The organism is Pseudomonas sp. FW305-25 (assembly GCF_017351415.1).
GTDB classification, from domain to species: Bacteria; Pseudomonadota; Gammaproteobacteria; order Pseudomonadales; family Pseudomonadaceae; genus Aquipseudomonas; species Aquipseudomonas chlororaphis.
In genome coordinates this window covers 1-23,282 of record NZ_JACNDE010000017.1, presented here as the reverse complement: position 1 = coordinate 23,282, position 23,282 = coordinate 1, and the positions used below count along the sequence as shown (strand labels likewise).

Below are 23,282 nucleotides of genomic sequence, written 5' to 3'. Positions count from 1 at the left end.
TATCAATATGAATCAGGTCTGTAGGTGTCGGATTTACAGGCACACTGACAGACGCGTCCCCCGTCCCCTCAAAAAGACGGTAAAGAACATCTGGAAGCAACTTGCCCATTTCGCGGGCAAACTTCCATTTCGGATAAGAATCGAGTGGCGTATCCCTATCCAGAAACCGGTTGATACCTGCAGAGTTCTGCAGAACAGCGATAACAAGATGCTTGCTGTATTCGGCCTTGGAGTCGCCGGTTATCTGCACATAATCATGCCCCAGCCCGCCAAACATTGGCCAAAGAACGTCGCCAATAGTCCCCGCCCAGTTCCAGCGGTTCAGATCCAGCCCCTGCACAGCTGAATTGACGTCTGCGTTAATAATCTGCTGGATCGGCGGCATTCCTTTGGCACTCAGCACATGCGCAGACACTTCAAGTGCCAATCCGTCCGAGGCCTTTTGGAAGTCGGCATCCGTTAAGAGTCGCCCTGTCGTCGCCACTGCAAATTTCATGGAGCCGCGAACCACATCGCTTTGAAAGGTTCGGTCGTTCGAGTTGATCGACTTAGCTGCATCCAGCCATGTGGCAATGGACTTCATTTCCGCAAGGGCTGTGGGATCCTGCGAACTCTTTATCTCTCGAGTCACAATCTCATGCATATATCCGTACACAGCAGGATAATTTTTCTGCTGCTGCAATTGCTGCAATTTTACCAGCTCATCCGAACTAAAGTTAACAACATTCATCCCTAAACCCTTACCTAACTATTACCTGCTCAAGAAAACTCATTACAAACCTGTCCATAAACTTTATGTCTTCATAGTTACGCGCATACTGATAAGACACCCGCAAATCTTTAAACAAACGCTTAGCCAGCCAGAAGCGCTCATGATCAGTGGCAAATACAGTCTCGCCTTCACCTCCGTCAAATGTGCGGGTAATAAATCCCCCGTAGTCGTAGAATTCGACTCCCTCAACAACCTTGAACGGTTTCACCCCGTCTAAAAATGCCCCTTCCCGAAAAGATGGTCGTAAAATCGGGAACATTCGAATCGTGATAACTGAGTTCCCTACTCGCGGCTTTACGACTTTCATGCTGGGGTACTCGATTGAAAGCGTCATGACTTCACCGCCCCCATTGTCCACCCAGCGACATTCGGACTCAGGAAGATTCAGCTCATATGAGTGACGACCATCCCTTCCCCCCTCAAACCTGCAGGACGCAGTAACCGAAGCAGAAAACAACAGGATTACAGCGATCAGCAAACTGCGTTGAACGTGGATTATCGATAACATCTCCTGATCCCTTAATAATTAGTCAATGGGGATAGATTTATTTTTCAGAGCTGGATTCACCTAAAAACAAATCTGTCCCTTCAGTGCGTTACCAACTTACAAAAACGATTCAATGCTTGGGATTGTAATAACTAAACTCTACGTAGCTCTCAATACTGCGAAATGCCTGTACTTCCCCAAGAGTGCCGACTTCAACCGAATATCTCCCAGGTGACAATTCCAATGTCTTGATCAAGCGCACCGTCGTGTTGATTCGCTGCCCCTGATAATCAAACGTCTGCCCCCAGTAAATCCCTGTGGTCACTATGTCCTCGTCAAACACCGGTGTTCCATCTTTCAAGACCCGAAGATGCACAGGAATCGCGACACCTTCCTTGTGGCTGGTGCCCCAGATTTCTTCCCGGCTGATTATTTCAGCCAGGGTGTTTCCCTGAATAAACAGCAAAGCGAATCTATAGTCAGCCGACTTGCTGACTACAAAGTCTGCTGTGACTCTTTGTTCGGCCTGTGAAATATCAATGGGCTTGACCACCCATACCGGTGCGGAGCATGCCGACAGCCAGATACAACTGAAAAAAATCAAGAACTTGAGCCAGACCTCGACCCTTGAAGCAACATTAAGAACCTTGCCAACCGAATAATATTTTTATCCAAAAAACGCGAAGGCCCTTGTAGCTGGTCGTCATTAAATGCGATCAATTCCACACACCACCTCCTTATCCAGCCAATACCTTACCGAGGGCACCGAGAACAAAATCGTCCACGACCCTTACATCCGTAAGTTCCTTTGGGTATTGGTAGAAAACCCATAATCCGCTGCCATACAGGCGGTTCGCCCGGACCGTCGCCACATAGTCCGAGACATACACCGAGACACCATCTTTCCCTGTGAACTTGCGCTCCTGGAAACCACCGACCTCATAACCCTCGACCCCGTCCGCCAGCGCCACGGGATGCTTGCCGCGCAGGTGCCTGTCGGCGTCGAAGCCTTCCATGGAGATACGTTGGATAAACAAGGCTATCGGGTAACGGCTGCCCTTGGCGTCGTCGCTGACCACCTCTGCCGTTGGATACTCGAGGGTGAATTCGATGCCGCTGCTGCCGTCATAACGCACCAGGCGACAGGCCTGCGGACTCATGGAGAATCGAAAGGCAGGCACGTCGTGCTTGATGGATGAAAACTCACACCCGGTAAAAACACTGCCCTCCCCCGTTGAATGAAGTTTCATATAGGGTCTGTCTTGCGTGGTTGGCAGCAAGGAGTACAGAAGCAGCACGACTGCCGCTCCCGCACCCAGCCAATACAGACCTCGGCTTACGGATCTGGCCATACCGGTTATTCCCCACACACTGAAAAAATCATTGATGCCTGGCGATACGCCGGGAACTTCACTTCAACCGTCCTAGCGCTCGCGCAGACTCTCATCCACATGCTGTTGCAAGGGGCTCAGGAAGTAGTCGATCACCCGGCGCTGGTCGGTCTTCACTTCCGCGGTGATCGACATGCCCGGCGACAGCGCCACGCGCTGGCCATTGACCATCAGGTGGTCGGACTTCAGGCGAATGCGGCTGCTGTAGATCGGCCCGCGCTTCTCATCTTCGATGGCGTCGTTCGAGACATTCAGTACTTCGCCGTCGACGGTGCCGTACTTGGTGAAGGTGAAGGTTTCCACTTTCACCGTGACCGGCTGGCCGGCGCGGACGAAGCCCACGTCTTTGTTTTCCAGCATCGCTTCGACCTCGACCGGCTGGTCCGCTGGTACTATGACCATCAGCGGCTGGGCCGGGGTGACCACGCCGCCGACGGTGTGGATCGCCAGTTGTTGCACGGTGCCGTCCACCGGGGCCTTGAGGCTGGTCAGGGTTTCCTGGTAACGGGCCTTGGCCAGTTCCTGGACCAGGCTCGCGGCTTTCTGATTGGCTTCCTGTTGCAGGTCGAGCATGGCCCGGCGGTTCTGCGCCACCACGCCTTCGCGCCGGCGCCGCGCTTCAGCCTGGGCGGCGCTGGACTGCAAGACACTGGCCTGCTGCACGCTCAGCTGGCGCAGCAGGTCGAGACGCGCCTGCTCCTTTTCCAGGTACTCATGGCGCGCCACGTACTGTTGCTCCAGCAGCCGCCGGTAGTCCTCGGCCAATTGCGTGGCGATCGGCACCGTTTGCCGCAGGCTGGCCACCTGGGCCTGGGCCGACTGGATTTCGGCGCTGCGCTGGAGGATTTCCGCGTCCACCAGTTCCAGGTTGCTGCGGTACTCCTGGTACTGCCCCTGCAACCAGCGCTGGGCGCTCTGCACCTGCTCCGGGTTGGCGTTGGCGCCGGCGTTGGCAAGCGGGCCGAGCAGCGAGGCCGGCGGCTGTTGCTGGTTGATCGCATCGAGCATGGCCGCGCCACGGGCGCTGTCGACGCGGGCCGCCAACAACTCGCTCTGGATCCGCCTGACGTCGGCATCCGCCGCCGTCGGGTCGAGCTCCACCAGCAGCTCGCCGACTTTCACCGCCTGGCCGTCACTGACATGGATCGCCCTGACCACCGCCGTTTCGCTGGACTGAATCAGCTTGGTCTTGCCATTGGGCACGATCTTGCCCGGCGCCACCGCCACCACTTCGATCTTGCCGATAAAGGCCCACAGCAAGGCCAGCACGGCAAAGCCGAGGATGCTCCAGATAAAGATCCGCGGCGCCGGGTGCACGGGGGTGTCCTGCAACTCCAGGGCGGCGGGCAAAAACTGCGCCTCATGGGGCAGGCGCTGCACGCTGTCCATGCTTTTGCGCTGGCGCCAGGCGTGCTGCCAGGCGTCGCGGTAGCGCTGCAATAACGAAGGAGTGGCGCTCATGGGCAATCGGTCCTTGAATCCGGATGGCATCCAGCCCCGCCCCCTGCGGCGAGGGCGTTGGCCGAACAAATAACCTGTGAATCGGGCGGTGTTCAGCCCTGCTGCATGCGGTGCAGGCGCGAATAGTGGCCGGCCTGGTGCGCCAGCAGTTCGGCATGGTTGCCCTGCTCGACGATCTGCCCGCGGTCGACCACCAGGATGCGATTGGCGTCGCGTACCGCCGACAACCGGTGAGCGATGATGATCACCGTGCGCCCGGCGCAGATGCTTTGCATGTTCTGCTGGATGATCCGTTCGGACTCGTAGTCCAGCGCGCTGGTGGCCTCGTCGAAAATCAGGATCCGTGGGTTGCCGATCAAGGCCCGGGCGATGGCGATGCGTTGCCGCTGGCCGCCGGACAGCGAGGTGCCATGTTCCCCGACCATGGTGTCGTAGCCTTCGGGCAACTCCAGGATGAATTCGTGGGCCCCGGCCATGCTGGCGGCATGCATTACCGTTTCCAGCGGCGCGCCCGGATCGCTCAGGGCGATGTTTTCGCGGATGCTGCGGTTGAACAGCATGTTGTCCTGCAACACCACGCCGATCTGCCGGCGCAGCGAGGACACGTCCGCCAGCGCCAGGTCCATGCCATCCACCAGCACCCGCCCACGCTCGGGCACGTACAAGCGCTGGAGCAGGCGGGTCAGCGTGCTTTTGCCCGAGCCGGAACGCCCCACCACGCCAATCACCTCGCCGGCGGCGATCTGCAGGTTGATCCCACGCAGGATCTCCGAGCCGTCGGCGCGATAACGGAAATGCACCTGGTCGAACTCGATCTGCCCCCTGAGCGGCGGCAAGGCGCTGCGGGTGGCCTGGGAAAGCTCGGTACGGGTGTTGAGGATATCGCCCAGGCGCTGCACGGAAACGCCGGTCTGCTGGAAGCTGGTCCACAACTGCGCCAGGCGCATGATCGGGCCGCTGACCCGGCCGGCCAGCATGTTGAAGGCGATCAGTTCGCCCACCGAAAGCTGTCCGTCGATCACCAGCCGCGCGCCCAGCCAGAGGGTCGCCACCGTGACCAGCTTGCCGATCAGCGACACGCTCTCGTTGGCGATGGTGGACAAGGTCTGGGTCTTGAACCCGGCCGCGACATAAGCCGCCATCTGGTTGTCCCACTTGCGAATCGCCTGGGGCTCGACGGCCATGGATTTCACCGTGTCGATGCCGTTCACCGTCTCCACCAGGAACGCCTGGTTCTCCGCGCCGCGGGTGAAACTGTCCTGCAGGCGGGCGCGCAGCAGCGGGGTGACAAACAGCGAGACCAGCACGTACAGCGGCAGCGACAACAGCACCACCAGGGTCAGCCAGCCGCTGTAGTAGAACATCACCAGGATGAACACCAGCGAGAACAGCACGTCCAGCAACAAGGTAATGGCGTTGCCGGTCAGGAAGCTGCGGATGTTCTCCAGCTCACGCACCCTGGCCACCGAATCGCCGACCCGGCGCGCCTGGAAATACGCCAGCGGCAGGTTGATCAGATGGCGGAACAGGCGCGAGCCCAGCTCCACATCGATACGGCTGGCGGTATGGGCGAACACGTAGCTGCGCAAACCGCTCAAGGCCGACTCGAACAGCATGATGCCGAGCAACCCGGCGGCGATGACATCCAGGGTGGTCAGCCCGTGGTGCACCAGCACCTTGTCCATCACCACCTGGAAAAACAATGGCGTCACCAGGGCAAACAGCTGCAGGGCAAAGGACACCAGCAGCACTTCGCCCAGCAACTTGCGGTATTTGACGATGGCGGGAATGAACCAGGTGAAGTCGAACCGCGAGGTTTCCCCCGGCAACCCGGCTTCGGAGCGCAGCAGCACCAGCTTGCCGGTCCAGCGCGCGGCCAGGGTTTCGAAGGAGATCACCTCAGGCCGATCCGCACGCGGGTCCTGGATCAGCGCCTGGCCCTGATCCAGCTTGGCGATGATGAAGAATGTGCCGTCGCCATCGGCCGCGATCGCCGGCAATGGCGTGCGCTCCAGGCGCGCGATGGAAGTGCTGACCGACTTGGCCCTGAGCCCCAGCTTGCGGGCGGCGAGCAGCAGTTCGCGCTGGGTGAACGGCTGGTTCTCTGGAGCGAATTCGTGGGCCAGTTGCTCGGCGGACGCCGCCACCGAATGAAACCGGGCCAGCATCACCAGACAGACCAGGCCAGTGTCTGGCGTGGGCGACTCGGCGCCCCTTCCTTGTTCGCTCATAAGCTTCCATGCATGCCGCGTTGCGGCCGTAAAGTCCTAATATTTCAAGATGTTATATCAAACAAGAAACAATTAGTATCAATACGACATCATTGATTGAGATTTATTTCACTCAGCTGTATGAGTCGCCCGTCAGAGCGCCTTGCGCTCCTGCGGTGGCAGGAAATCCCGATCGGCGTCGTAGTCTTTCGTCAGGTACATCGCCAGGTCGCTCAGGTCCTTCGGGCTCAGGGTTCCCGCCGCCTGCTTGAGCTTGAGGGTGTCGATGATGTAGTCGTAGCGCGCGTTGTTGTACTCCCGTACCGCGTTGTACAGCTGACGCTGGGCATTGAGCACATCCGCGGTGTTACGCGAGCCCAGGTCCCGCCCTACCTGGTTGGCCTTGACCGAGGCCTGGCCGGAACGAATCGTCTGCCGCCGGGCAATGACCTGCTCGATATCGGAATTCACCGCGCGGTAGAAATTGCGCGTGTTCTGCACCACTTCACGGCGACGGTCCTCGCGCTCGTCTTCACTCTGGGCCAGCCGCTCGGTCGCCTCGCGTACCTGCGAGCGGGTCATGCCGCCGGAGTACAACGGAATATTCAGCTCCAGGCCGATGCTGCTTTGCGTGACATTGCCCCGATAGCCATCGCGTCCGAAATCGGTGGGGTTGCTGTAGCCGAAGCTGTCGTTTTCACCTTTGCGCCAGGACGCCACCGCATCGACGGTCGGCGCATAACCGGCCTTGCGCTGGCGGTTGGTCTGTTCGGCGGCCAGCACCGCATAGCTGCTGGCCTGCAACGCCAGGTTCTGGCGCACCGCGCGGCTGACCCATTCGTTGGCATCGTTGGGCACCGGCAGTTCCACCGGCAGCTGATGCTGAATGCCCTCGATCGTCGAATAGTCCTGGCGGGTCAGGCGGGACAAGGCCTCGAAGGCATCGTCGACCTTGCGCTCGGCGAGTTTGCGATTGGCCCCGGCGTTGTCATGGGCGGCCTGGGCGTCGAGCACATCGGTGATGCTCGATGCACCGTTTTCCAGGCGGGCCTGGGCCTGTTGCTGCTGGCGCTTGAGCGCCGCTTCCTCGGCCTTGGAGGCGGCGAGCAGGTCCAGGGCGCGCAAGGTTTCGAAATAGGCCTGGGCCGTGGTCAGCACCAGCCCCTGCTCCTTCGCGCTCAATTCAAGCTCGGCCTGGGCGGTGCTGGCATGGGCGGCTTCCAGTTGAAACCAGCGATCGGCACGAAACAGCGGCTGGTTGAGATTGGCCTGGAATACCCTGGTGCTGCGCGTGCGGGTCAAACCGGGCTCATCCCGCTCCAGGCGCACCGACTCCACGGTGCTGCCGGCATTGAGTGTGGGGAGCAAACCGGCCCGGGCCTGGGGGACGCTTTCGCGCTGGGCCTGGTACTCGTGGCGCGCCGCGGACAGCTGGGCGTCATGCTCGACGGCCTGGCGGTAAACCTGCAGCAGCTCGGCACGCTGGGCACCGGGATCGGCGAAAGCCGGCATCGTCGCCAGTGCCAGGATGAGCAACGGCGAGAAAAAACGGGGGGAGTGAGTCATAACAATCCATGTCGCATTCGGGTAAAACGGTTCAGCCAGGCTGATCAGGGCGCGCATCCTACGCCGTGACCAAGGCTGTCACAAGCGACAATTATGGCTACTAGCCATCATTTTTCTAAGGTATCGGATCAGATAAAACCGAATCCCCCCTGGCTTTGGCCTACAAAAAACCAGAATCGTCTTATTTATCGACCAGCTCAAACCCCGCATGCTTCGCCCCCGCAAATCTGCCCAGCACCTGAGCGCAACCTGGTTGTCCAGTCTCTGATCGGGACACGTTGCCGGCTCACACCTGCCCTGACCGCTGCCGCGTTCTCAACGCGCCACGCCACTCACCCACAGGACCCCAGCTGCCATGACTTTTACCCTCAACGGCCGCCGCCTTTTACTGGATCAGCTGCCGCCAAACACCCCATTGCTGTATGCCCTGCGCAACGACTTCGGCCTCAATGGCCCCAAGTACGGCTGCGGCCTGGGCCAATGCGGCGCCTGCACGGTGCTGGTGGACGGTGTCGCCGCCCGCTCCTGCACCCTGCCGCTGTCCAGCGTGCAAGGCAAGCACGTCACCACCCTGGAAGGCCTGGTGCAGGAAGAGCGCCCGCACCCGGTGCAACAGGCGTTTATCGATGAACAGGCCGCGCAATGCGGCTATTGCAGCAACGGCATGATCATGACCCTGGTGGCGCTGTTCGAGCGCGAACCCGAGGCCGACGAGCAACGAATCAAGAACGAGCTGGCCTACAACCTCTGCCGCTGCGGCGCGCACTTCGAGATCCTGCAAGCCGCGGCACGAGCCCGCCAACTGCTGGCAGAGCGGGGGCGGCCATGAACGACCTGCCGTTGACCCGTCGCCGCCTGCTCCAGGCCGGCGGCCTGATCATGATCAGCACCCTGCTGCCCAAACCCCTGCTGGCCACGGCCGAGATTCTTAACTCGAGCGCATTGCCAGCGGACCCGACGCCGGACCACGTCGACAGCTTTATCGCCCTGGACGCCGACGGCCATGTGACCGCGTTCTGCGGTCATGTCGACCTCGGCACCGGGGTACGCACCGCGCTGGCGCAGATCGTCGCCGACGAACTGGATGTCGATTTCGAACAGGTGCGGATGATTCTCGGCGACACCGCCAGGACCCCGGACCAGGGCCCGACCATCGCCAGCGCGACCCTCCAGGTCAGCGCCCTGCCCCTGCGCCAGGCCGCCGCCCAGTTGCGCCAGTGGCTGCTGGAAGGCGCAGCGGAAATCCTCGACCAGCCGATTGCCGAGTTGCGGGTCGAGCACGGACAGATCTACGCCAGCGCGCGCCCCGAACGACGCCTGGGCTACGCCGAACTGGCCCGCGGGCAAGACCTGCACCTGCCCCTGGACCCACGCGTCGAACTCAAGGCGGTCGGCGCCGGTCGCTATGTCGGCCAGTCCACCCCGCGCGTGGACATCCCGGCCAAGGTCACCGGCCAGCTGACCTATGTCCACGACCTGCGCCTGGACGGCATGCTCCACGGCCGCGTGGTACGCCCGCCCTACCCCGGCGCCGACGCCAGCGCGCCATTGGGCCACGCACTGATCGCGGTGGACGCAGCGTCCATCGCGCACTTGCCGGGCATCGTCAAACTGGTGGTGATCGGTGACTTTGTCGGCATCGTCACCGAGCGCGAGGAGCAGGCCATCGACGCCATGCGCCAGCTCAAGGTCCAGTGGAAACCCTGGGACGCGCTGCCCGACCTGCGGCCGGACATCCTGCGTGAAACGCTCCAGGCCCACCCCAAGCAGGACCGCGTGCTGCGTGACGATCCCGGCATCGACAGCAGCCTGGGCACGCTCAACAGCCCGCTCAATGTCGACTATGTCTGGCCCTACCACCTGCATGCCTCCATCGGCCCGTCCTGCGCGGTGGCGATGATCGACGCCGAGCGCGCCGAGGTCTGGACCGGCAGCCAGAACCCCCATGACCTGCGCAAGGACATCGCCCTGCTGCTGGGGCGCGCGCCGCAACAGGTGCAGGTCAACCGCATGGAGGCCTCCGGTTGTTACGGACGCAACTGCGCCGACGACGTGGCCGCCGACGCCGCCCTGCTCTCCCAGGCGGTCGGGCGCCCGGTGCGGGTGCAACTGATGCGCGAACAGGAAGCCGGCTGGGAACCCAAGGGCACCGCGCAACTGATGCAGGTCCGCGGTGGCCTGGACGGCAAACGCGAAGTGGCCGCCTACGAGTTGAAGACCTGCTACCCCTCGAACAACGCCCGCACCCTGGCGCTGTTGCTCACCGGCACCGTCGCCAACCGCCCCGACATCCAGCAGATGGGCGACCGCACGGCGATCCCGCAATACCGCTTCCCACAGATGCGCATCGTCTGCCAGGACGCCGCGCCGATCGTTCGCGCCTCGTGGATGCGCGGGGTCTCCGCGCTGCCCAATGTCTTCGCTCATGAATCCTGGATCGACGAACTGGCCTATATCGCCCAGCAGGACCCAATCGCCTTCCGCCTGCGCTACCTGGACGACCCGCGCGCCCTGGCACTGATCGAGGCGCTGAAAAAACAGGCCGGCTGGCAGGACGGCAGCGCCCACCGCCACCCCGCGCCGGCCTCGCAGGAATGGGTCAAGGGCCGGGGTTTTGCCTATGCCCGGTATTTCCACAGCAAGTTCCCCGGCTTCGGCGCCGCCTGGGCCGCGTGGGTCTGCGACCTGAGCGTCAACCGGCGCACCGGGCAGATTCGCCTGGACAAGATCTTCGTCAGCCACGACTGCGGGCGCATGGTCAACCCGGCCGGCGTGCGTCACCAGGTGCACGGCAATATCGTCCAGTCGTGCAGCCGGGTGCTCAAGGAATACGTCAGCTTCGACCGCTCCGGCAGCACCTCCCTGGAATGGGGCGGCTATCCGATCCTGCGCTTCGACGAATTGCCCGAGGTCGATGTGCAACTGCTGGACCGCCCGGAAGAACCGTCCATGGGCGCCGGCGAATCGGCCTCGGTACCCAGCGCGGCGGCCATAGCCAACGCGATCTTCGACGCGGTCGGCGTGCGCCTGCGGCAAGTGCCCTTTACCCCGGAGCGGGTGTTGCAAGCCTTGCAGCGAGCTCCCGAGACTGACCGCCCTGGCCAGGAGGCCCGCCCATGAGCAAATTCAAGAGCATCGCCGGCTGGAGCCTGACCGCCTTGAGCCTGGTTGCCACCGCAGGCGCCTTTCTCAGCTGGCAGCCTGCCATCGCGCCGCTGGACAATCACGACACCCAGTACTTCAGCCATGAGCAAGTCGCCCGGGGCGAGCAACTGGCGGCCGTGGGCGATTGCGCGGTCTGCCATACCGCACCGGGCGGCCTGGCCATGCGCATCCCGTTCGGCACCCTATACAGCACCAACATCACCCCCGATCCCGAGACGGGGATCGGCAGCTGGTCCTATCCGGCCTTCGAGCGCGCCATGCGCCACGGCATCGACCGCAGCGGGCGTTACCTGTACCCGGCGCTCCCCTACACCGCCTTCACCAAGACCCGCGACGAAGACCTCAAGGCGCTCTACGCCTACCTGATGAGCCAGCCGCCGGTCCACCACCAGCCACCGCCGACCGACCTGCATTTCCCCTTCAATATCCGCCCGGGCATCCTCGCCTGGAACTGGCTCTACCTCAGGCCCGGCGCCATGGCCGACGACCCCGGGCGCAGCGCCCAGTGGAACCGTGGCGCCTACCTGAGCGAGGGCCTGGGGCATTGCAGCGCCTGCCACTCGCCCCGCGACCCGCTGTTTGGCGAACGCGGCGGCCGGCGCCACCTGAGCGGCGGCGTTGCCGAAGACTGGAGCGCCCATGCCCTGGTCGGCGGCAATGCCCCGCTGGCCTGGACCGAACAGGACCTGCTGGACTTCCTGCGCCACGGCTACAGCCCGCGCCATGGCGTCGCCGCCGGCCCGATGGCGCCGGTGATCCACGAAGGCCTGGCGCAACTGCCGGACGCCGACCTGCAGGCCATCGCCCATTACCTGTCCCGCTTGCAGCCGGCCAGCACCCCGCAAGCCAGCGCCGCCACCCTGAACCACCAGGCCGAGCAACGCACCGAGCCGCTGGGCTCCCCCGGCGCCCGCCTGTTCTCGGGGGCCTGCATGGCCTGCCACGCCCAGGAAAAAGGCCCGACCCTGACCGGCGTGCGCCCTTCCCTGGCCCTCAACAGCAACCTCTACGCCGACAGCCCCGACAACGCGATCCGCGTGATCCTCGAAGGCATCGCCCAGCCGGCCAACCCGGAACTGGGCTACATGCCCGCGTTCCGCCACAGCCTCGACGACCAGCAGATCGCCGACCTGCTGCGCTTCCTGCGCCAGGATCTGGCAGGCCAGGCGCCCTGGAAAGAGCTGAAACAACGCGTCAGCCACATACGCGCCAGCCTGCCTCCGGGCTGACCTGCTCCCGGCCATGAAAAAGCCCCGCATGAGCGGGGCTTTTTTATCGTTTCTGTTTGGTGCTCAACCAGATAAGACATCACGCCTTGAAGCCCGGCAAACCATGCGCGGCACGCCATGCTTTTACAATTTGCGTGACACCTTCGGGCGAGTTATCTGCACCCTCTTCGGGGTAGTAGATGAGGTCGGAGCCTGCCGGGTGCTGGCTGACTTTCTTGAAGTGCAACAAAAGCACGTCCGCACGAGCGTCTGCTTCATCTTCCTCGTCTGCTCTACGAAGCTCCTCCAAAAGCTTGATGAACTCGGACTCTGTGTAATCAGAGAACGTGTTTTTCATGAGATCGTCTGTCATTGCTAACCTTTTTCACTTCCTATGAAGATCAATGTGATTTCGTGGTGTGTTGACTCTTAAGTTATCAATGTCATACACGCCACCACCCTCGGACACTCTTTCGAGGTGGTGTAACTCATACGACATTCTCCCACCAACGCTGTCTATCTCCCTTGCACGAGGAGCTCTGCCGCTACGCACACGACTAATGTTTTGTTTGACGAACTGCTCAACAATTGCCGTCTCTGCAATCGCTTTCCAAAAAGCGGCTCTGAATGCATTAAAGCTCTTAAAATCACGCCCTCTCAAGGCATCGCCAACCTCTTTCGGAATCGGCACCCCTACCCCCGAATTCGCACCGATCAACCAAACACCCTGTATGTCCTCACCCTCACCGGAAGCGGTTCCGGGAGTCTTCCGGACATTCATCACAATGTAGAGCGGCTGTACCCCTGAACCTGGCGGGAACACCAGGATGAAGTCCTGGTACTCCGGCGGATAGAGCGGATTGACGATGATGGTATCCGCCTGCTCGGTGGGCGGATAAATCCAGATAGGGGGCGCTTGCGGTGCAGCCTCTAACGGTGGGATACCCGAGGTGCCGGAAGGGTCGAGCGCCGGTGTCCAGATCAGGGTGACCCCATCGCCGAGGTCGGCCACCTGCTGCTGGTCCCGGATCTGAAACCGAACCACGGGGATCATTTCCCAATCGCGGCGTGTCTCGGTGTTGTAGCCATACCCCTTGAGCGTGCCATCGGCTTGCTCTTCGATATGCAATCGAACCCGGGTCCGGCCTGCATTGAGCGACTTGAGCTGTTCCTCCGTATACAGGGCGCTATCGCCCAGGCTCGACGGTGCGAGCATGGCGATAACACCGAGCAGGCTTCCCGCAACCACGCCAGAAGTAACAGCACCGCCTCCAACAGCAGAGCGGCAAAGACCGCCGCACGATACTCCAGCAGACGCCAGCGCATTTGCACCGAGCATGAAGCTGCCTGATGCCGCCGGGATGTTCCCGCTGATCTTCCTCAGACTGAGGTTTCCCACCGCATCGGTTTCACGCCCACCCAACAACGCAAACTCGCCGTACTCCTTGACGGCCTCAGTGGGGATGAAGGAGCTGGCGTAGTTGATAACCCCGTCAGCCAGCTTGCAGGGTTTGGTAAAGGAGCATCCTGCTGTCGGCGGTTGGGTTTCTGCTTTCGCCGGCAGATCCTTGTACTCCGCCCAGCGCTGGGCCCCCAGGTCGACCGGTTCGATCCCCTTGTTGCGATAGCCCTTCGGGCTATTGGCGACGTAGCCACTCATCCATGTTGCTCCCCATTCCCCCAAGAAAACCTCGCACCGGCTATGCCTTGTGCGAGGCCTCCTAACTTGGCGAATCGGGTGGTTCCTGGAAACTTGGAGAACTCTGAGATTGACGTTGACCGGTCTGAATGACCTGTAGTCCGGATTCCGGTCAGGGCCTGCGAACCAGCAGCAGTGATGGCAGGCCGCGGGGAGTCGGAGTGCGAGGGGGGCAAAGTCGGGAGATTGGGGGGGATAAAGGCAGCGGCAAAACGGGTGCCGCCGACGCGCCACCCCGCAGGGCGACGCGCAGCGGTCCGGGGGTTGTCAGAAGGTCACGCTGGCGCTCAGGCGTGCGGTGCGTGGCTCGCCGACGTTGACCTGCAGCTGGCTGCCGGTGGACGACGGGTAGTACTGCTTGTCGAACAGGTTGTCGACGTTGAACTGCAAACTGGTCTGGTAGCCGAACAGCGGCGATTCCCAACGCACGAAGGCATCGGCCACGGTGTAGCTGCTGAGCCAGAAGTCGTTGGCGTTGTTGGCCGCGCGCTCGCCGACATAACGGGCGCCGCCGCCCGCATGCCAGGCACCGAATTCCGCAGGTACGTTCAGGTGATGACTGAGGTACAGGCTGGCGGTGTGCTTGGGCGCGTTGGCCAGGCGGTGGCCTTCATTGCTCGGGTCGTCGAGGATCTCGCTGTGGTTGTAGGCGTAGGTGCCGATCAGGTCCCAACGCTCGGCGATGCGCCCGGTGACGTCCAGCTCCACGCCCTGGGAGCCGACCTTGCCGGCGGCTTCCGAAAGGCTCACGCCATTGACCGTGGTGGTGGTCACCACGTTCTTCTTCTCGATGTCGTACAGCGCCAGGTTGATGTTCAGGCCCGGCAGCGGATCGTACTTGGCCCCCACCTCGTAGCTGCGGCCCTCTTCCGGATCGAAGGTGTTGCCGGCGTCGTCGACATCGGTGTTGGGCTTGAACGAACGGCTGTAGTTGCCGTACAGCGACAGGCTGTCGGTGGCCTTGAACACCAGGCCGAGGAATGGCACGAAGGTGTCGCCGTTGCTGTCGCGGTTGACCTTGTAGCTCTTGCCCAGGCCCTGGTCGCTGTACTGGTCGTAATGCTGCTGGCGACCACCGAAGACCAGGATCCACTGTTCACTTAAATGCCAGTTGTCCTTGAAGTACAGCGAGCTCGAAGTCAGCTGGTTGCGCAGGTTGCTCTGGGCGGCGCTGACCAGGCTCGGCTCGGCCAGATTGCCGTAGACCGGCGCGGTAATGTTGAAACCGCCCTGGACGGTGTTGCGGTAGGTCTTGCCGCGGTACTGGTCGGAGTGCTCGCTGTCGACGCCCACCAGCAGGTCGTGGCGCTGGCCGAACAGCTCCTGCTGGCCGATGAAGTCCCAGCTGGCGTAGCGGGTTTCGTCGTCGTAGTGGGCGCCGTTGGCGGCCCGGCGCAGGGTGTTGCCGGTCAGGCTGTTGGGCTGGGCGATCGACAGGCTGTAGCGGTCGTTGTTCCAGCCGTAGGTGACGCGGGTTTTCCAGGCGTCGCTCAACTGGTACTCGAAGCGCGCGCTGGCCACTTCGCGAATGCCCACGCTTTTCGCCCAGCGTTCGTCCAGGCGCTTGTCGTAGTCGATGTCCGCCGGGTGCCCGTTGGTGAACACGGTGCCGCGGTCGAAGGGGCTGGAGTAGTCGTTGTATTCGTAGTTCAGGGTCAGGCTGGCGCGCTCGCCGGTCCAGGTCAGCGACGGCGCCACCAGGGTGTGCTCGTTGACTCCGTAGTTGCGCCAGTAGTCCTCATGGCCGCGCTCGGCGATCAGGCGGTAGGCCAGGCCGGTATCGCCCAGCGGCCCGGTAGTGTCCAGGGCCATGCTGCCGCCGCCTTCGCTGTAGGCCGAGCCGCTGAGGGTGGTGCTCTGGGAATACTGCGGCTGCTTGCTGATGATGTTCACCAGGCCGCCGGGTTCCAGGGCGCCGTAGAGCATCGACGCCGGGCCCTTGAGCACTTCGACCCGCTCGGTGGTGGCGCTGAAGTTCTGCCCCAGGTTGGAACGCACGCCATCGCGCAGGATCGAGCCGTCGTCGTTGGTGCCGAAACCGCGCTTGACCAGCGAGTCCCGGGAGCCGCCCAGGGTGTTGCCCTGGCTGACGCCGCTGACGAACTTCATGGCGTCGCTCAGCGAGCGCACCTGATAGTCGGCCAGGGTCTGCTGGGTCACCACGTTGATCGACTGCGCCTCCTCCTTGATCGGCACATTGCTTTTGCTCGCGGTGCTGGCTTGCGAGGTGGTGTAGCCGGTGTCCTGGCTGAGGCGATCGGCCTGGATATCGGTGGTCGGCAGTTCGACCGCCTCCTGGGCCCACAGCGGGCTGGCGACCAGACAACAGGACAGTGTCGGCAACAGGCGTTTGATCAGGGTTTTACGGCGGGCACGCGGACAGGATGACTTCAAGGTGTGCACTCAAGGGAGGGGAAGACATGAATAGCAATGATTATCATTGTAATCAGCGCCTGATTCTCAGTAAATCCCCTACCCCACGGGAGTTGGCGCTTTTTTAATCCTTCTCCCGAGCAACGGCGGGACTGATGGCCAGCCGGCCTGTCACTGCGCCACGGCCTGGGTCAGGTGATCGATCAGGGCCCGCGCCGCCGCCGACAGCTGGCGGTGCGGCGGGTAGATCACCGAGAAAGACCGCGAACGTCCGCCCGCCTGCGGCAGCAGTTCCACCAGGCGGCCGCTGGCGATCCGCTCGCGGACGATGAATTCGTAGGTCTGGCAAATGCCCATGCCGTGTTCGGCCAGGGACACGATGCCCAGCACATCGTCGGCCACCTGGATATTCGCCTGGGGCGTCCACTCCAGGTCCCGCCCCTGCTCGCGCAGCAGCCAGGCACCGACCCGGCCGCTGCTGGGCATGATGAACGGCAGGCAGGCATGGGCCGCCAGGTCCTCCAGGCGCCGTGGCGTGCCGGCGCGGCGCAGGTAGTCGGGAGACGCCACCAGGCACAGCGGCGCGTCCTCCAGCTTGCGCCCGACCAGGCCGCTGTCGGGCAGTGGCCCGAGGCGGATCGCCAGGTCGTAACCCTCGGCCACCAGGTCGACATTGCGGTTGCTGATGCTCAGCTCGATGCGCACCTGCGGGTAGTGCCGGGAAAAGCCCCCGAGCAGCGCCGGCAGCCGGTAATGGCCGTAGGTGGTCGGCACGCTCAGGCGCACCCGCCCATTCAGCTCGCCGTCCTGGCCCTGGATGCTGCGCTCCGCGCCGTCGATCAGCTCGAACGCCGCCCGCGACTGTTCCAGGTACAACAGGCCGGCTTCGGTCAGGCTCAGGCGCCTGGTGGTACGCCGTAGCAACTGCACGCCCAGGCGCGCCTCCAGCCGGGAAATCGCCCGGCTGACCACTGAAGGCGTGGTGCCCAAGGCCACCGCACCGGCGCTCAACGAGCCCTTTTCCACCACGCTGACGAATACCTCGACGTCAGCCAGATAATCGAATCGACGGCTCACCTTTATCTCCAGGGAACAAGTGATTTCCAGTGGCGCGAGTTTATCGCCCACAAAGGCATGAATACAGTGAATCACCCGTCGGCCACCGCCGGCTCCCTGACCTCACACTTTGGAAACCGCCATGCGCCCACTCAGCACCCTCGCTCTTGCCATGAGCATCACCGCCGCCACCTTCAACGCCCAGGCCGCAAACGTCCTGGTGGTGCTCTCGGACGCCGACCACCTCGACCTCAAGGACGGCAAGGTGTTTGCCACCGGCTTCTACCTCAACGAACTGATGCAGCCGGTGAAACAGCTGCTCGACGCCGGCCACTCGGTGACCTTCGCCACCCCGCAGGGCAAGGCCCCGACCCTGGACCGCTCGTCCACCGACAAGATGTATTTCAACAACGATGTCGCCGCGCTGCAGGCGCACCAGGCGCTGCTCGACCAGTTGAAAATCACCTCACCCGGCGAATCGCCGGTGATCAGCCTGGCCCGGGTCGAGCAGATCGGCTACGAGCATTTCGATGCGCTGTACGTGCCCGGCGGCCACGCGCCGATGCAGGACCTGCTGCACAGCCCCGAGCTGGGCCGGCTGCTGAGCAATTTCCATCAGAACAACAAAACCACCGCCCTGGTCTGCCACGGCCCGATCGCCCTGCTGTCGACCCTGCCCCAGGCGCAGGACTTCACCCGGCAACTGGCCAGCGGCGGCAAGGCCAGCGCCCCAGGCTGGATCTACGCCGGCTACCGGTTCACGGTGATCAGCAACCAGGAAGAGGAATTGGCCAAGGGCCTGCTGGGCGGCGGCGCCATGCGCTTCTACCCGCAAACCGCCCTGGAACAGGCCGGCGGCCTGTACCGCAGCAACCGCTCGCCATGGAGCGAGAACGTGGTGATCGACCGCGAGCTGGTGACCGGGCAGAACCCGGGCTCGGCCCAGGGCGTGGCCAAGGTGTTGCTGGAACGCTTGCAGGAGCGCGCCGGCAAAGGCGCGTAAAGGCCGGTGGATCCGACGAGCCGGCATGCCGCCAGCCGTCTGCCAGCGCGCTGGTTGTCTACGCTCAAATGGCTAGCCTGAAAGGAATCCCGTACTCGCCAGGAGCTGCCCATGAGCAAGACGCCAGATGCCGTTGCCACTGCCCGCCGAAGCAACATGGCCAAAGCCCTGCAACGCTGGAACCAGCAGGCCGGAGCACGCAGCGAATCGCAGTCGCGCATCCGCGAACTGGGCCCGGGCGCCGGCGACTCACCGCAGCAATTGGCCAAGTGGATCGCCCGCGAGAACGCCCGTGCCCTGTTGACCCGGGCCGGGCTGGAACGCCGGATCGGCACCTGGGACCCGACCTTCTACGCCCCCAGCGAGGCCGCCCGCCAGGCGGCAAGGCCGGTGGCGCGGTTGGTCAATGCGCCACGCCCGGGCACGGTGGTCGAGGGTTTCGCTACCGGTTTCCTGGTCTCGCCCAGCCTGTTGCTGACCAACCAGCATGTATTCCCCCGGTATGTGGATGCCGTGGATTGCGCCGCCAACTTTCTCTACGAAAGGCAGGAGCGCGGCATCAACGAAGGCACCTACTTCAACCTGCAGCCGGACCAGTTCTACTTCGCCGACGAGGCGCTGGACTTCTGCCTGGTGGCCATCTCCACGCAGGGCTCACGCGGCGAGGCGTTGTCGGACTACGGCTGCATCCGCCTGATCGAAGCCACCGGCAAGACCCTGCGTGGCCGGCCGATGAACATCATCCAGCACCCCGATGGCGGCCCGCGCCAGTACGCCACCACCCACAACCGGCTGCTGGACATCCTCGACCAGGGCTTCCTGCATTACGAAACCGACACCGCCGAAGGCGCTTCCGGCTCCCCGGTGTTCAGCGACAACTGGGAGCTGATCGCCTTGCACCACTGCGGCATCCCCAGGACCGACGAAGCCGGCAACATCCTCAAGACCGACCACAGCATCTGGAACCCCGAAGGGGACGAGGAAAGCACGGTGGACTGGGTGGCCAACGAGGGCACCCGGGTCAGCAGCATCATTGGCGCGCTCAAGGCCCTGCAACTGAGTGGCAGGCCGGCCGAGCTGCTGGCCCAGCTCATGGAGCTGACCCCCGACCCGCTAGCCGTGCTCAGCACCAACGAAACCCTGCCCGCGGCGCCACACCGCCCAGGAGCGCCCGATATGTCGCAGAACATCTTTCATATCTCCGGCCCCACCACCATCAACATCGTCAGCCACGCCGCGGACAGCCCGGCCAGCGTCATGCCCATCCTCAACCTGGCGCCTGCCGAGCCAGTGCCTGCCGCGCCGGCTCCGGCAGCCGCGGCGCTGGAAAAGACCCTGACCTTCGACCTCGACTACGCCGCCCGCAAAGGCTACGACCCGGATTTTCTTGGGGTGCCCGTCCCGCCGCCCGCTATCGAGGGCATGCGGCTGGCCCAGCTCTACCGGGTCGGCGACTACCGCGAACACCTCGCCTCGGCCCGCAACGTACCGCCAGTGCCGCTTGCCGGCCTGGATGACAAGGCGCCGCTGGCCCTGCCCTACCACCACTATTCGCTGGTGATGAACAAGGATTACCGCATGCCGATGTGGACCGCCTGCAATGTCGACTACCGGCCCGAGGTCCGTGGCGATACCCGCGCGCGCAAGAAGTACGGTGGCGAAAGCTGGCGCCTCGACCGCCGGGTGCCGAGCCGCTACCAGCTCACCAACGGCGATATCTACGGGCCGGCCGGCAACTTCGATCGTGGCCATATCGTGCGCCGCGAAGACAACTGCTGGGGGCAGCCGGGGCTCGATACCGAGTACGCCAACGCCGACACCTACCACTGGACCAACTGCACGCCGCAGCACGAGCTGTTCAACCAGGAATCGCCCGACGGTGCCGAATACCGCAATCGCAAAGGGGTCTGGGGTTACTTCGAAAACGAGCTGGCCGAGCAGATCGAAACGGGCGGCGGCCAGGCGATCATCTTCGCCGGCCCGGTACTGGACCAGACCTCCTGCGTGGAACAGGACTTCGGCAAGGGCCCGGTGCGCTACCCGACCCGCTTCTGGAAAATCGTCATAGTGCCCAAGGACGAATCGCGCACCCCGGAACTGCTGGCCTACGGATTCCTGTTCGATCAGAGCGAGGTCATCAAGGAGTTCGGCCTCAACGTCAAGGAAGCCGTCCAGGACCTGGCCAACACCTTCCAGAAGCAGAAGGTGCCGCTCACGGCCATCTGCCTGCTCACGGGGATTTCCCTGACGCCGTCGATCATGGCCGCCGACCAGTACAAGCAGCCTGACCGCCCGGTACCAGGGGTCTGGCGGCTGAAACCTGACAGGTGAAACCGAGCGGCCTCAGCCCTGCCCCAGGCGCTCGCGGACCAGGGCCTGGGCGTTGCGGGTCATCTGGTCGAGGTGGCGGTCACGCTGTTTTTCGGCATCGAGCATCGCCCGCTTGCCATGCTTTTGCAGCAGATAGCTATGGATCTGCCGCACCTCCAGGGATCGATAGATCGGCGCCGTGTCCAGCAGGCCCATCAAACCGTCGGTAGCGTGATCGCGGGTATTCATCAGCACCTGCGGGCCACGCACGCCCAGCACCTGGAAACCCAGCGCTTCGAACCAGGCCACCTTGCCCGCCGCGCAGGTCAGTTCGGCATGGGGGTAGCGCTCGCGCATCCGTGCCAGCAGCGCCCGCGCGATCCCCTGCCGGCGATGGCTGGCGCGCACCGCCATATAGGCCACGCCGCACGCCTCGGGATCGTCCTTGACCGGCAGGTACAGCACAAAACCCAACACCTGCTGCGGGTCGTCCTCGTCAGTGGCCACCAGCAGCTCCACGGCGATGCCCCGGGCGCCGTCCAGGGCCTGCAGATACAGATGCACCTCAAAGCCGATGGCGTACTGGTAGATGTTGTACAGCAGGTTGCTGGGCGGGATCGCTACCGCGCTGATATCGGTCAGGTAGTCGACCACCATTTGCAGGATCTGGCTGTTGACGGCTTCCGGGCACGGGGTCTGGAAGTGGCTGATGATCGGCATTGCGCGGTGGGCTCCAAAGGTTGAGGCACGCCTGGGACAGCAGGCGTCGGCGGCGGGCCGGCATGATACTCCGCCCGCGTATTTGACGCAGTTCCTGTAGGAGCGAGCTTGCTCGCGATGCGGCGTGTCAGCACGGACGCTATCGCGAGCAAGCTCGCTCCTACAGATGGCCTGGGTAAACCGGGCTAACGGGCACTGTCGCCTCGTGGCTTGTAGAACAGGAACTTGCCGGTCTCGGCGGTCTTGCGGTATTGCCTGGCCCAATCGGGCCGCACGCGCCGGTCATGGAAATACAGGGCGCCGTGGGTGCGGTCCGCAAGTTGCTGGTTGAGCGCCTTGCGCGCGATTTCCTTGGCCGCGACGTAGGGCTCATCTTCCTTCACCTGATCCGCACGCCCGTCGCACCACCAGGAAAACTGACAGGCACGTTGCTCCGAGCCCTGCTTGACCACCGCGCACACCGTATCGGGAAACCCCTCATGGCCGAGCCGGTTGAGCACCACGCTGGCCACGGCTTCCATGTCGGCGGCGGCCCCGCCCTTGGCTTCCCAGTAGATGGAGCGCGCCAGACAAGTAATGGCGTCGTCCAGCGGCGCGGCGCCCACCGGGTCCACCGCCTGGGCCTCGGGAGGGGTAATGGTTTCGCTGCGTGGCGCCGGCTGCTGGTCCGCGGCTTTCTGTTCCAGGACCTGGGCCTTGTCCTGCGCCACTTCGGGGTCCGCTGTTTCACCCGCGGCCATTGCCAGCCCCCCGCACAGGAGGATCAGAAAACCGCCGGCAATCGCTGTCGGGCGCATGCTCGTACCTTCGCCAAAAGCCCGATCCGGGCACGGGAAAGCCGCCGCCAGCCTGCCGGTTGGTAGCGACTGGACTTGAGTGTAGTTCGCCGCCGTCCGCCCGTAACCGGCGCCGCGCCGGCAGCGGCAAGGACGGATAACGGCGCCGGTTTTCGGCAAAAAGACCTTGCGCCGAGCGTGGCAAAATCGCGCATCATGGGCGCAATTCGCTCAAGGGAGATCTCCATGCGCTGCCTATCCTCCGTTCTGCCGCTGACCCTGTTGGCGCCCGCCCTGTTGTCGCTGAGCATGGCCTTCGCCACCGCTGCCGTGGCGAGCGACGAGACGCAACTGGTGACATCGATCAACAGCTACCGTAGCCAGGTCCAGCGCTGCGCCGGCCAGGTGTCCCAGGAACTGCCGCCGTTGGCCGCCGACCCGCGCCTGGTGCTGCCGGCCAATAGCATCGGCAATCTGCAACAGGCCCTGGCCAGCAGTGCCTACCCGATGGTCAATGTGCAGGCCATCAGCCTGTCCGGACCGCGCAATGCCCAGGCGGCCATGAAGGCGGTGCAGGAAAGTTTCTGCCAGGTGGTGCTGGACCCGCAGTTCGTCGATATCGGTGTCAGCCGCACCGGCCAGGAATGGCGCATCGTCCTCGCCCGGCCGCTGCTCACCGCACGCCTCGGCGACTGGCAGGCGGAAGGCCAGAAGCTTCTGGAAAGCCTCAACAGCGCCCGCGCGCAACCGCGCCAGTGCGGCAACCAGATCTTCGCCGCCGCCACCCCGCTGGCCTGGAGCGCCACCCTGGCCAGCGCGGCCCAGGACCATACCCGGGACATGGCCAATCACAACTTCTTCGACCATAAGGATCGCGACGGCCGCACCCCCGGCGACCGCGCCGAACTGGCGGGTTATACCGGCCAACAGATCGGCGAGAACATCGCCGCCGGCCAGGACAGCGTGCGCAAGGTGGTCGATGGCTGGCTGGCCAGCCCGGGCCATTGCGCCAACCTGATGAACCCGCAGTATCGCGAGCTGGGCGCGTCCTATGCGGTCGATCCGAAAAGCGATGCCGGCATCTA

18 protein-coding genes are annotated in these 23,282 nt (G+C 63.4%); 6 read left to right on the top strand and 12 right to left on the bottom strand.

The window, feature by feature from the left end; all coding sequences use genetic code 11:
* Nucleotides 1-740: 740 nt before the first annotated feature.
* From J4E58_RS17270 to J4E58_RS17245, 6 genes are all read right to left on the bottom strand, one after another.
* Complete coding sequence (locus J4E58_RS17270; protein WP_143481896.1) at nt 741-1,079, bottom strand: hypothetical protein; 339 nt, start codon at nt 1,077-1,079, stop codon at nt 741-743.
* A gap of 310 nt (nt 1,080-1,389) precedes the next feature.
* A complete protein-coding gene (locus J4E58_RS17265; protein ID WP_087091695.1) occupies nt 1,390-1,863 on the bottom strand; it encodes a DUF5625 family protein in 474 nt (157 codons plus the stop codon).
* A gap of 133 nt (nt 1,864-1,996) precedes the next feature.
* Nucleotides 1,997-2,557 carry a hypothetical protein gene (locus J4E58_RS17260; RefSeq protein WP_256583160.1) on the bottom strand — a complete coding sequence of 187 codons (561 nt, stop codon included), beginning with the start codon at nt 2,555-2,557 and terminating at the stop codon, nt 1,997-1,999.
* A 126-nt stretch (nt 2,558-2,683) separates the two neighbouring features.
* Nucleotides 2,684-4,111: an HlyD family type I secretion periplasmic adaptor subunit gene (locus tag J4E58_RS17255; protein ID WP_087091697.1), complete on the bottom strand. Its 1,428-nt coding sequence runs from the start codon at nt 4,109-4,111 to the stop codon at nt 2,684-2,686.
* A gap of 92 nt (nt 4,112-4,203) precedes the next feature.
* Nucleotides 4,204-6,342, bottom strand: coding sequence for a type I secretion system permease/ATPase (locus tag J4E58_RS17250; protein ID WP_087091698.1), 2,139 nt, complete (start codon nt 6,340-6,342; stop codon nt 4,204-4,206).
* Between the two features lie 132 nt (nt 6,343-6,474).
* Complete coding sequence (locus tag J4E58_RS17245) at nt 6,475-7,887, bottom strand: TolC family outer membrane protein (protein WP_087091852.1); 1,413 nt, start codon at nt 7,885-7,887, stop codon at nt 6,475-6,477.
* 355 nt (nt 7,888-8,242) lie between these two features.
* Here J4E58_RS17245 and J4E58_RS17240 point away from each other — a divergent pair, with 355 nt between their 5' ends.
* Genes J4E58_RS17240 through J4E58_RS17230 form a run of 3 tightly spaced genes read left to right on the top strand, consistent with a single transcriptional unit; the run spans nt 8,243 to nt 12,281 of the window.
* Entirely contained in the window at nt 8,243-8,716 is a 474-nt protein-coding gene (locus J4E58_RS17240) for a (2Fe-2S)-binding protein (protein ID WP_087091699.1), read from the top strand.
* The gene (locus J4E58_RS17235; protein ID WP_087091700.1) at nt 8,713-11,007 is read left to right on the top strand and encodes a molybdopterin cofactor-binding domain-containing protein; all 2,295 of its coding nucleotides are present in this window, start codon (nt 8,713-8,715) and stop codon (nt 11,005-11,007) included. Before J4E58_RS17240 ends, J4E58_RS17235 begins: the two co-directional genes overlap by 4 nt.
* Nucleotides 11,004-12,281 carry a cytochrome c gene (locus J4E58_RS17230; protein ID WP_087091701.1) on the top strand — a complete coding sequence of 426 codons (1,278 nt, stop codon included), beginning with the start codon at nt 11,004-11,006 and terminating at the stop codon, nt 12,279-12,281. Before J4E58_RS17235 ends, J4E58_RS17230 begins: the two co-directional genes overlap by 4 nt.
* Nucleotides 12,282-12,360: 79 nt before the next feature.
* Here the strand turns inward: J4E58_RS17230 and J4E58_RS17225 are convergent, their stop codons facing one another.
* The 4 genes from J4E58_RS17225 to J4E58_RS17210 form a co-directional block, all read right to left on the bottom strand.
* On the bottom strand, nt 12,361-12,633 hold the full coding sequence (locus J4E58_RS17225) for a bacteriocin immunity protein (protein WP_087091702.1): 273 nt from the start codon (nt 12,631-12,633) through the stop codon (nt 12,361-12,363).
* Nucleotides 12,634-12,645: 12 nt separating this feature from the next.
* Complete coding sequence (locus tag J4E58_RS17220) at nt 12,646-13,920, bottom strand: S-type pyocin domain-containing protein (RefSeq protein WP_087091703.1); 1,275 nt, start codon at nt 13,918-13,920, stop codon at nt 12,646-12,648.
* Nucleotides 13,921-14,226: 306 nt separating this feature from the next.
* A complete protein-coding gene (locus J4E58_RS17215; RefSeq protein ID WP_087091704.1) occupies nt 14,227-16,353 on the bottom strand; it encodes a TonB-dependent siderophore receptor in 2,127 nt (708 codons plus the stop codon).
* Nucleotides 16,354-16,503: 150 nt separating this feature from the next.
* On the bottom strand, nt 16,504-17,409 hold the full coding sequence (locus J4E58_RS17210) for a LysR family transcriptional regulator (protein WP_087091705.1): 906 nt from the start codon (nt 17,407-17,409) through the stop codon (nt 16,504-16,506).
* A 121-nt stretch (nt 17,410-17,530) separates the two neighbouring features.
* Here J4E58_RS17210 and J4E58_RS17205 point away from each other — a divergent pair, with 121 nt between their 5' ends.
* Together J4E58_RS17205 and J4E58_RS17200 are read left to right on the top strand one after the other, a co-directional pair.
* Nucleotides 17,531-18,391, top strand: coding sequence for a type 1 glutamine amidotransferase domain-containing protein (locus tag J4E58_RS17205; protein ID WP_007922829.1), 861 nt, complete (start codon nt 17,531-17,533; stop codon nt 18,389-18,391).
* A 111-nt stretch (nt 18,392-18,502) separates the two neighbouring features.
* Complete coding sequence (locus J4E58_RS17200; protein WP_087091706.1) at nt 18,503-20,722, top strand: DNA/RNA non-specific endonuclease; 2,220 nt, start codon at nt 18,503-18,505, stop codon at nt 20,720-20,722.
* A 12-nt stretch (nt 20,723-20,734) separates the two neighbouring features.
* On the opposite strand, the gene J4E58_RS17195 is transcribed toward J4E58_RS17200, so the two are convergent.
* Together J4E58_RS17195 and J4E58_RS17190 are read right to left on the bottom strand one after the other, a co-directional pair.
* Nucleotides 20,735-21,421, bottom strand: a complete 687-nt coding sequence (locus J4E58_RS17195) for a GNAT family N-acetyltransferase (protein ID WP_087091707.1) — start codon at nt 21,419-21,421, stop codon at nt 20,735-20,737.
* 185 nt (nt 21,422-21,606) lie between these two features.
* Nucleotides 21,607-22,218 (bottom strand): cell wall hydrolase, encoded by a 612-nt coding sequence (locus J4E58_RS17190; RefSeq protein ID WP_087091708.1) that lies wholly within the window; start codon nt 22,216-22,218, stop codon nt 21,607-21,609.
* 225 nt (nt 22,219-22,443) lie between these two features.
* Here J4E58_RS17190 and J4E58_RS17185 point away from each other — a divergent pair.
* On the top strand, nt 22,444-23,282 hold an 839-nt coding region (locus tag J4E58_RS17185), incomplete at its 3' end, for a CAP domain-containing protein (protein ID WP_207255318.1).